Consider the following 9090-nt stretch of genomic DNA (forward strand, 5'->3'; position numbering starts at 1 on the left):
GGCGGGCACGAGCGGTACGGGAGCGGGCACGGGAGGCACGGTCCCGGTGAGCTGACCGGGCCCCGGGGGCGCGGGGGAAGGCGCCCCCGCCGCACAGCCCCCGGGCCCGGCCCCGGGGGCTACCTGGCGATCGCCATCGCCTCCAGCCCCTTGCCGTCCGCCCCGGTGAGGGTCAGGGCGCGCTCACGGATCTCGTACTCCGCCTCCCCTTCGAGGACCTCCAGCAGCGCCTCCTCGGTGTTCATCACCGCCGGTGGGCACAGCTTCCGGGTCGTGGCGATCTTGCTGAAGGTGAGGGTGGAGCCCGAGACCTTCACCTTGCCCGAGACGTTGTTGCAGCCGAGGTTCCCGCCCACGGACCCGTCCTCGCCGAAGAACAGCTTCGCCTTGGCCGCCGCGTCCTCGGGCAGCGAGCTCGCGGTGTCGCCGTCCCGCAGCGACTCCACCCGCCATTCGGTCCCCAGCAGCTCGGCGTCGGGCTCCGGCTTCGTCTCGGAGAGGGCGATGGTGTCGCCCTCGGCCGTGGTCAGCGTCAGCCGGTCGTCCGCGACCTTGGCCTTGAGTTCGCCGGCGAACGTGCGCTGGAGGTGCCGCTCGAACTTCGCGACGCTCTTCGGGCAGCCGATCTGGGTGGTCCGGGCGGGCCCCACGGTGACCGTGTCGCCCTTGACCTTCACGTCGGCGCCGAAGTGGTTGCAGCCGGTGTTGCCGCTGGCCCGGCCCTTGTCGTCGATCCGTACCGTGGCCTTCTCCGGCGCCGGCGTCTTCTTCCCGTCGACGGTCACGCTGTCGACGGTCCAGTCGATGCCGGAGAGCTGAAGGTCCGGCTTCACGGTGGCGTCACGTCCGGCGTCCGAGCCCGGCTCCGTGCCGCAGGCGGCCAGGGTCAGGAGGGCGAGGACGGTGACGGCGCCGGTGAGCGGGCCGCAGATGCGGGTGCGTGACGTATCCATGGCGATGGGACGGAAGCGGTGGGGTGTTCGGTTCCGCTTCCGCCCTCCCCTCACTCGCCCGGCGCAGCCCTCGTGCCGATGACGACGGTGACGTACAGCTCCTCGGACGTGACGACCCGGGGGGCCAGCCCGCCGCGTACGACGGTGTCGACGGCCCGCGGCACCTGGCGCTCGCTCGTCTCGAAGAGCAGGTGCCCGCCCGGCGCCAGCCACCTCCCGGCGTCCGCCGTCACCCGGCGCAGGACGTCGAGGCCGTCCGCCCCGCCGTCGAGCGCGACCCGCGCCTCGTGGATGCGGGCCTCCGGGGGCAGCAGGTCTATCTCGTCGGTCGGTACGTACGGCACGTTCGCCAGGAGTACGTCGACCCGCCCGCGCAGCGTCGCGGCGGGCAGCGGTGCGAAGAGGTCGCCCTCGTACACCTGCCCGCCGGCGGCGGCGACGTTGCGCCGGGCGCACCGCACGGCGGCGGGGTCGACGTCGGCGGCGTGCAGCTCGACCCGCTCCAGCGAGGCGGCCAGCGCCGCGCCGAGCGCGCCCGACCCGCAGCACAGGTCGACCACGACGGCCCGGGCGGGGGCGAGGGCCACCGCCTGCTCGACGAGGAACTCGGTGCGCCGGCGGGGGACGAAGACGCCGGGGTCCACGGCGAAGCGGTGGCCCCGGAACTGCGCCCAGCCGAGGACGTGTTCGAGGGGGAGGCCGTCGGCGCGGCTCTCCACCATGGCGAAGAGGTGGCCGGCGTCACGCGCGGCGGCGAGGAGCAGATCCGCCTCGTCCTCGGCGAAGACGCAGCCGGCGGCGCGCAGCCTGGTGACGACGGCGGAGGGGGAGAGCGGCGGGGAGAGGGACATGGGAAACCTTTCGGGACGCCTGGGGGCGCTCCCTCGGTCCCGGGGTCCGGCTCCTACGCCCGGTGGACCGCGCGGTCGCGAGAGGAGAGCACCCGACCTGACACAGCGGTAATGGGTCTCACCTCCTCGGTGCGTACGTCCTGCGTTGGCGTCGGCCACAGTACATGATCAACTCCCGGTTCAGCCGAGGACGGGCAGCAGTCCGGCCAGACGGGCCCGTTCGCCGCTGGCGCCGACCTTCGCGTCGTCGACCGCCGCGTCCCACGTGGTGCGTCCCGTGGCGAGCCGGATCCAGGTCAGCGGGTCCGTCTCGACGACGTTGGGCGGCGTGCCCCGGGTGTGGCGGGGGCCCTCCACGCACTGCACGACGGCGTACGGCGGGACGCGCACCTCGACCGAACCGCCGGGCGCCTTCACTGCGAGGGCGTCGGCGAGCAGACGGGTGCAGGCGGCGAGCGCCTGCCGCTCGTACGGGACGGCGAGCCCCGCTGCGTGGTTCAAGTCGTCGGTGTGGACGACGAGTTCGACGGTACGGGTGACGAGGAAGTCGTCCAGGCGCATCGCGCCGACGCGGGTCGCGAGGAGCCGGTCGTCGGGGGCGGCGGGCAGCAGCTCGGCGAGGCGGGCACCGGTACGCTCGTACAGCGCGTCGAGGTCGGTGGCGGACGCGGCGACCGACTTCGTGTCCTCGGAGATCCGGGCGGCGCGGGAAGCGGTCGCGAACGGCCAGTCGAGCAGGGCCACTTCCTGCCGGGGCGGTGCGGGCTTCTCCAGGCAGGCGGTGACCGATCCGGCGGCCATGGCGATGTGCGCGGCCAGGTCGCGGACCGTCCAGTCCCCCAGGTGCGTGGAGAGCGCGAGCTGCGCGGGCGTGAGGTCGCGCACCGCGTCGTGCACGGCGCCGAACTGGGCCAGGACCGCGGCACGGATCTTGCCGGCGTCGTACCGACGCGGGCGGGGGCGCGGGCGCTTCGGGGCAGCGGATGACATGGCCCCGAGATTAGCCCTTGGCCAGGACATCGCCGCCGGCTTTCCACCCCCGGGGGGCGTGCGCGCGCAGGCCCGCTCCGCGAGGCGAACGCCTCGGCCCCGGCCAGTGGCTGACCGGGGCCGAAGGAGTACTGCGGCGAGACGTCAGGCGAAGAGGCCCGGCAGCGTCGCCTCGTGCGCGGCGCGCAGCTCGCTCAGCGGGATGCTGAACTGGCCCTGCACCTCGATCTCGTCACCGTCGACGACACCGACGCGAGTCGCGGGCAGACCACGCGCCCCGCACATGTCGTTGAAGCGGAGCTCCTCGCTGCGCGGCACGGACACGACCGCCCGGCCCGCCGACTCGGAGAAGAGGAACACGAAGGGGTCGAGGCCGTCCGGCACGACCAGCCGCGCGCCCTTCCCACCGCGCAGGCAGGACTCGGTGACCGCCTGGATCAGGCCGCCGTCGCTCAGGTCGTGCGCCGCGTCGATCATGCCGTCGCGCGAGGCCGAGATCAGGATCTCCCCGAGCAGCTTCTCCCGGTCCAGGTCGACCTTCGGCGGCATGCCGCCGAGGTGGCCGTGGATCACCTGCGACCAGGCCGAGCCACCCAGTTCCTCGTGCGTGTCGCCGAGCAGGTAGAGGAGCTGGCCCTCTTCCGCGAAGGCGACGGGCGTACGCCGGGTCACGTCGTCGATCACGCCGAGCACCGCGACGACCGGCGTCGGGTGGATGGCGGTCTCGCCGGTCTGGTTGTAGAGCGAGACGTTGCCGCCGGTCACCGGCGTACCAAGCTGGAGGCAGCCGTCCGCGAGACCGCGCGTGGCCTCCGCGAACTGCCACATGACGTCCGGGTCCTCGGGAGAGCCGAAGTTCAGGCAGTCGGAGATCGCGAGCGGCTTGGCGCCGGACGCGGCGACGTTGCGGTACGACTCGGCCAGCGCGAGCTGGGCGCCCGTGTACGGGTCGAGCTTCGCGTACCGGCCGTTGCCGTCGGTCGCCATGGCGACGCCCAGGTTCGTCTTCTCGTCGATCCGCACCATGCCGGCGTCCTCGGGCATGGCGAGCACCGTGTTGCCCTGCACGAACCGGTCGTACTGGTCGGTGATCCACGACTTCGACGCCTGGTTCGGCGACGAGACCAGCTTCAGGACCTGCTCGCGCAGCTCCGTCGCGTTCGCCGGGCGCGCCAGCTTGTTCGCGTCGTCGGCCTGGAGGGCGTCCTGCCACGCGGGGCGGGCGTACGGCCGGTTGTAGACCGGGCCCTCGTGGGCCACGGTCCGCGGCGGTACGTCGACGATCTGCTCGCCGTGCCAGAAGATCTCCAGCTGCGAGCCGTCGGTCACCTCACCGATGACGGTGGCGATGACGTCCCACTTCTCGCAGATCTCCATGAACCGGTCGACCTTGTCCGGCTCGACGATCGCGCACATGCGCTCCTGCGACTCGCTCATGAGGATCTCCTCGGGCGAGAGGGAGGAGTCGCGCAGCGGAACGGTGTCCAGCTCCACGCGCATGCCGCCGGAACCGGCCGAGGCCAGCTCGGAGGTCGCGCAGGACAGGCCCGCGCCGCCGAGGTCCTGGATGCCCGCGACGAGCTGCTCGCGGAAGATCTCCAGGGTGCACTCGATGAGGAGCTTCTCCTGGAACGGGTCACCGACCTGGACGGCCGGACGCTTGGCGGGTCCGGTCGACTCGAAGGTCTCCGAGGCCAGCACCGACACGCCGCCGATGCCGTCGCCGCCCGTGCGGGCGCCGTACAGGACGACCTTGTTGCCGGGACCGCTCGCCTTCGCGAGGTGGATGTCCTCGTGCTTCATGACGCCGATGCAGCCGGCGTTGACCAGCGGGTTGCCCTGGTAGCAGTCGTCGAAGACGACCTCGCCGCCGATGTTGGGCAGGCCCAGGCAGTTGCCGTAGCCGCCGATGCCCGCGACGACGCCGGGCAGCACGCGCCGGGTGTCGGGGTGGTCGGCCGCGCCGAAGCGCAGCGGGTCGACGACCGCGACCGGCCGGGCGCCCATGGCGAGGATGTCGCGGACGATGCCGCCGACACCCGTGGCCGCGCCCTGGTAGGGCTCGATGTACGAGGGGTGGTTGTGCGACTCGACCTTGAAGGTCACGGCGTAGCCCTGGCCGACGTCGACGACGCCGGCGTTCTCGCCGATGCCGACGAGCATCGCGTCGTTGACGGGGACCTTCTCGCCGAACTGCTTCAGGTGGACCTTGCTGCTCTTGTACGAGCAGTGCTCGGACCACATGACGCTGTACATGGCGAGTTCGGCGCCGGTCGGGCGGCGGCCGAGGATCTCCCGGATGCGCGCGTACTCGTCCTCCTTGAGGCCGAGTTCCTTCCAGGGCTGCTCCGCCTCGGGGGTCTCGCCCGCGTGCTTGACAGTGTCGAGAGTCATGCGTTGACCAGCTTCTTCAGGATCGAGGTGAAGAATCCGAGGCCGTCGGTACGTCCCGTGCCGACCAGCGGCTCCACGGCGTGCTCCGGGTGCGGCATCAGGCCGACGACGTTGCCGGCGGCGTTGGTGATGCCGGCGATGTCACGGAGCGAGCCGTTCGGGTTGACGTCGAGGTAGCGGAAGGCGACGCGGCCCTCCGCCTCCAGCTCGTCGAGCACGCGCTCCTCGGCGACGTACCGGCCGTCCATGTTCTTGAGCGGGATGCGGATCTCCTGTCCGGCGGTGTAGTCCGCCGTCCAGGCCGTCCCGCTCGTCTCCACGCGCAGCTTCTGCTCGCGGCAGATGAAGTGCAGGTGGTTGTTCTGGAGCATCCCGCCGGGCAGCAGGTGCGCCTCGGTGAGGATCTGGAAACCGTTGCAGATGCCGAGGACCGGAAGACCGGCCTTCGCCTGCTCGATGATCGTCTCCATCACCGGCGAGAAGCGGGCGATCGCGCCGGCCCGCAGGTAGTCGCCGTAGGAGAAGCCGCCCGCTAGCACGACCGCGTCGACCTGCTTGAGGTCCTTGTCGCGGTGCCACAGCGAGACCGGCTCGGCGCCCGCGGTCCGGACGGCGCGGAGGCTGTCCTTGTCGTCGAGGGTTCCCGGAAAGGTGACGACTCCGATACGAGCGGTCACTTCGACTCCTCCACCTTCACGGTGAAGTCCTCGATGACGGTGTTGGCGAGGAACGTTTCGGCCATCTCGTTGATGCGGGCGAGGGCGGCGTCATCGACCGGCCCATCGACCTCGAGCTCGAAACGCTTTCCCTGACGGACGTCCGCGATTCCCTCGAAGCCGAGACGGGGCAGTGCACGCTGCACCGCCTGTCCCTGCGGGTCGAGGATCTCGGGCTTGAGCATGACGTCGACTACGACGCGTGCCACTGGCACTCCCGGTGGTGGTGTGGTGCGAAGGCGGTTCCCTCAGCGTACCCGCCCTGAAATTCTACGCGGGTAGATATACGTTGACGTGGATCACGTTCCGGTATCGGGCGCGACAACGCGGGGAAAAATCCGCGAAAAAGTGGCCGCTCCCGATTGCGGAGAGACACGCGGACGGAATTAACTGGGCTTCGCCATGCAATGCCTCTCGCTGTACAAAGGAATAGCGAGAAAATGAGCATTGCTCCAAATCAGCCGGAAGGCCGGCATCACCGCACGTCAGACACGATGTCCGAGGCGGTAGTGCCGCAGGAAAGGACCGATGTCCGTGGCTCAGCGCGTAGTGGTCACGCTCTCCGACGACATCGACGGAGGGGAAGCAGCGGAAACGGTCAGCTTCGGCCTGGACGGGAAGTCGTACGAGATCGACCTGAATCCCGCCAATGCAAAGAAACTGCGCACGGCACTGGAGCCGTTCATCGAGGCCGGCCGAAAGCACTCGAAGTCGGGCAAGGTCTACCGCCACACGCCCGTGGCGCCCGACCCCGCCGCCGTGCGCGCCTGGGCGCGCTCGCACCAGATGGACGTGCCGGCCCGCGGCCGCATCCCGAAGAAGGTCTACGAGGCCTTCGCCGAGACCTCCTGACCGCCCGCGGACGGGCCCGGCGCCGGCCGGGCGCGCGGGCCGGGGCGCGCCCTCGGAGCCCCCGGGAGCAGCCGACTTGCGTTCCACCCCCGGTGATCGGCTAGAGTCTGGAACACGCCGAGGGGCAAGGCCGAAAAGCCGGTCCCCGAGCAGCGTGCGGGTGTAGTTCAGTAGTAGAACATCCCCCTTCCAGGGGGAAGGCGCAGTGTGCAATTCCTGTCACCCGCTCTACATCGCTCATCGACCACTCCTGTGGATCCGGTACAGTGATGGCACCACATGCGGACGTGGCTCAGTTGGTAGAGCATCACCTTGCCAAGGTGAGGGTCGCGAGTTCGAATCTCGTCGTCCGCTCCATGAGTACGAAGGCCCCGGTCATTGCGACCGGGGCCTTCGTCGTGCTGCTCCCGGTGACGCGGGACTGCGGCGGTACTGACATTTGTCATGGGCCCCGGTGACACCGCGCACTGCCGCCGGTCCCGGTCGGGCGGAAACCTTGAGGCATGACCAGCGACGAGCATGTGATCGACGCCGAGGGGCTGCGGCGTACCTACAGCGGCGGCTTCGAAGCCGTCCGTTCCCTCTCCTTCTCCGTGGCGCGCGGCGAGCTCTTCGCGCTCCTCGGCACCAACGGGGCCGGCAAGACCTCGACCCTGGAGCTCCTGGAGGGCCTCGCCCGGCCCAGCGGCGGCAGCGTCCGGGTGCTCGGGCACGACCCGTACACCGAGCGTGCGGCCGTGCGGCCGAGGGTCGGCGTCATGCTCCAGGAGGGCGGCTTCCCCTCCGAGCTGACCGTCCGCGAGACCGTCCGGATGTGGGCGGGGTGCACCAGCGGGGCGCGGCCGGTGGGCGAGGCGCTGGAGCTGGTGGGGCTGCGCAGGCGGGAGAACGTACGGGTGAAGCAGCTCTCCGGAGGGGAGCGGCGGCGGCTCGACCTGGCCACGGCGCTGCTCGGACGGCCCGAGGTCCTTTTCCTGGACGAGCCGACCACCGGGCTCGACGCCGAGGGGCGGCGCGAGACCTGGAACCTGGTGCGTGAGCTGCGCGACGGGGGCACGACCGTGCTGCTGACCACGCACTACCTGGAGGAGGCGGCGGAGCTCGCCGACCGGCTGGCGATCCTGCACGAGGGGCGGTTCGCGGTGCAGGGACGGCTGGACGAGGTCGTGGCGCGGTACCCGTCGCGGATCTCCTTCGAGCTGCCGGACGGCTACCACCTGGGGGACCTGCCACCGCTGGGGCAGCTGGGGGTCACCGGGCACGAAGTGGTGGGGCGGACGACGCGGTTGTTCACCGACCGGCTTCAGCGGACCGCCACCGGGCTGCTGGCCTGGGCGCAGGAGGCGGGGGTGGAGCTGCGCGGGCTCGACGCGCGGTCGGCTTCCCTGGAGGAGGCGTTCCTGGAGATCGCGGGCGGGGCGCGGAAGAACGAGCGGGACGAGGAAGGGGCGGGTGTCCGATGAGCACGGCTGTGGCGGGACGTATGGCGGCTCTGACGCGGGCCGAACTGACATTGCTCGCACGGCACAAGGCGGTGCTCCTCACGGCGCTGGTGGTGCCGGTGGCCATGACGTTCGCGATGCGGCCGATCGTCGAGGACATGGACCTGCGCGAGGCGGGGCTGTCGCTGGGGGAGGCGATGATGCCGATGGCCGTGGCGTTCGTCCTGCTCTTCGGGGTGTACTCGGCGCTGGTCACGGTCTACGTGGTGCGGCGCGAGGAGCTCGTGCTGAAGCGGCTGCGGACGGGGGAGCTCGGCGACGCGGAGATACTGGCCGGGACGGCCGCCGCCACGCTGGTGGCCGGGCTCGCGCAGTGCGTGATGCTGCTGATCGCGGGGGCGGCGGTGCTGGGGATGGAGATGCCGGCCGATCCGGTGTGGGTGACGGCCGGTGTGCTGCTGGGGCTGGGGCTCGCCACCGCGATGGCCGCCCTGACCGCGGTGTTCACCCGGTCCGCCGAGGGCGCCCAGATCACGATCATGCCGATGATGCTGATCTCGATGGTGGGGTCGGGTGTCGTCGTGCCGCTGGAGCTGCTGCCGGATCGGGCGGCCGGGGTCCTGGAGCTGCTGCCGCTGTCGCCGGTGGTGGAGCTCGTGCGCGGCGGCTGGAGCGGGCAGTTGGGGGCGTACGAGGCGCTGGGGGCGGTCGGCACGGCCCTGGCGTGGACCGTACTGTCGGTGGTCGCTGTCCGGCGGTGGTTCCGGTGGGAGCCTCGGCGGTAGGGGCGGCGTACTGGCCCGGTTGTGTACCTGTCTCTGATACACATCTGACGCTGCCGACGATCGCATAAGTGTAGATCTCGGGGGCAGACGTCTCATTGAAAAAAAGA

General features: G+C 71.0%; 9 protein-coding genes and 2 tRNA genes. 5 read left to right on the forward strand and 6 right to left on the reverse strand.

Going from position 1 to position 9090, the window contains the following annotated elements:
- Positions 1-119 precede the first annotated feature (119 nt).
- The 6 genes from E2E34_RS26775 to purS form a co-directional block, all read right to left on the reverse strand.
- The gene (locus E2E34_RS26775; protein WP_138904485.1) at positions 120-953 is read right to left on the reverse strand and encodes an META domain-containing protein; all 834 of its coding nucleotides are present in this window, start codon (positions 951-953) and stop codon (positions 120-122) included.
- 50 nt (positions 954-1003) lie between these two features.
- Positions 1004-1804 (reverse strand): putative protein N(5)-glutamine methyltransferase, encoded by an 801-nt coding sequence (locus E2E34_RS26780; RefSeq protein ID WP_138904486.1) that lies wholly within the window; start codon positions 1802-1804, stop codon positions 1004-1006.
- Between the two features lie 180 nt (positions 1805-1984).
- Complete coding sequence (locus tag E2E34_RS26785) at positions 1985-2794, reverse strand: maleylpyruvate isomerase family mycothiol-dependent enzyme (RefSeq protein WP_244316143.1); 810 nt, start codon at positions 2792-2794, stop codon at positions 1985-1987.
- 144 nt (positions 2795-2938) lie between these two features.
- Complete coding sequence (purL, locus tag E2E34_RS26790) at positions 2939-5188, reverse strand: phosphoribosylformylglycinamidine synthase subunit PurL (protein WP_138904488.1); 2250 nt, start codon at positions 5186-5188, stop codon at positions 2939-2941.
- A complete protein-coding gene (purQ, locus tag E2E34_RS26795; protein WP_138904489.1) occupies positions 5185-5865 on the reverse strand; it encodes a phosphoribosylformylglycinamidine synthase subunit PurQ in 681 nt (226 codons plus the stop codon). The genes purL and purQ overlap by 4 nt, the downstream gene beginning before the upstream one ends.
- On the reverse strand, positions 5862-6113 hold the full coding sequence (gene purS, locus E2E34_RS26800; RefSeq protein ID WP_138898077.1) for a phosphoribosylformylglycinamidine synthase subunit PurS: 252 nt from the start codon (positions 6111-6113) through the stop codon (positions 5862-5864). Before purS ends, purQ begins: the two co-directional genes overlap by 4 nt.
- 325 nt (positions 6114-6438) lie before the next feature.
- On the opposite strand from purS, the gene E2E34_RS26805 reads away from it, so the two are divergent.
- The 5 genes from E2E34_RS26805 (at position 6439) to E2E34_RS26825 (ending at position 8983) form a co-directional block, all read left to right on the forward strand.
- Positions 6439-6756, forward strand: a complete 318-nt coding sequence (locus E2E34_RS26805; protein ID WP_138904490.1) for a histone-like nucleoid-structuring protein Lsr2 — start codon at positions 6439-6441, stop codon at positions 6754-6756.
- Positions 6757-6912: 156 nt separating this feature from the next.
- Positions 6913-6984 (forward strand) — tRNA-Gly (locus E2E34_RS26810).
- A gap of 53 nt (positions 6985-7037) precedes the next feature.
- A tRNA-Gly gene (locus E2E34_RS26815) sits at positions 7038-7113 on the forward strand.
- A gap of 146 nt (positions 7114-7259) precedes the next feature.
- The gene (locus E2E34_RS26820) at positions 7260-8219 is read left to right on the forward strand and encodes an ABC transporter ATP-binding protein (protein WP_138904491.1); all 960 of its coding nucleotides are present in this window, start codon (positions 7260-7262) and stop codon (positions 8217-8219) included.
- Positions 8216-8983: an ABC transporter permease gene (locus E2E34_RS26825; protein ID WP_138904492.1), complete on the forward strand. Its 768-nt coding sequence runs from the start codon at positions 8216-8218 to the stop codon at positions 8981-8983. Before E2E34_RS26820 ends, E2E34_RS26825 begins: the two co-directional genes overlap by 4 nt.
- Positions 8984-9090 lie beyond the last annotated feature (107 nt).

Source organism: Streptomyces albidochromogenes (assembly GCF_005981925.1).
Taxonomy (GTDB): domain Bacteria; phylum Actinomycetota; class Actinomycetes; order Streptomycetales; family Streptomycetaceae; genus Streptomyces; species Streptomyces albidochromogenes.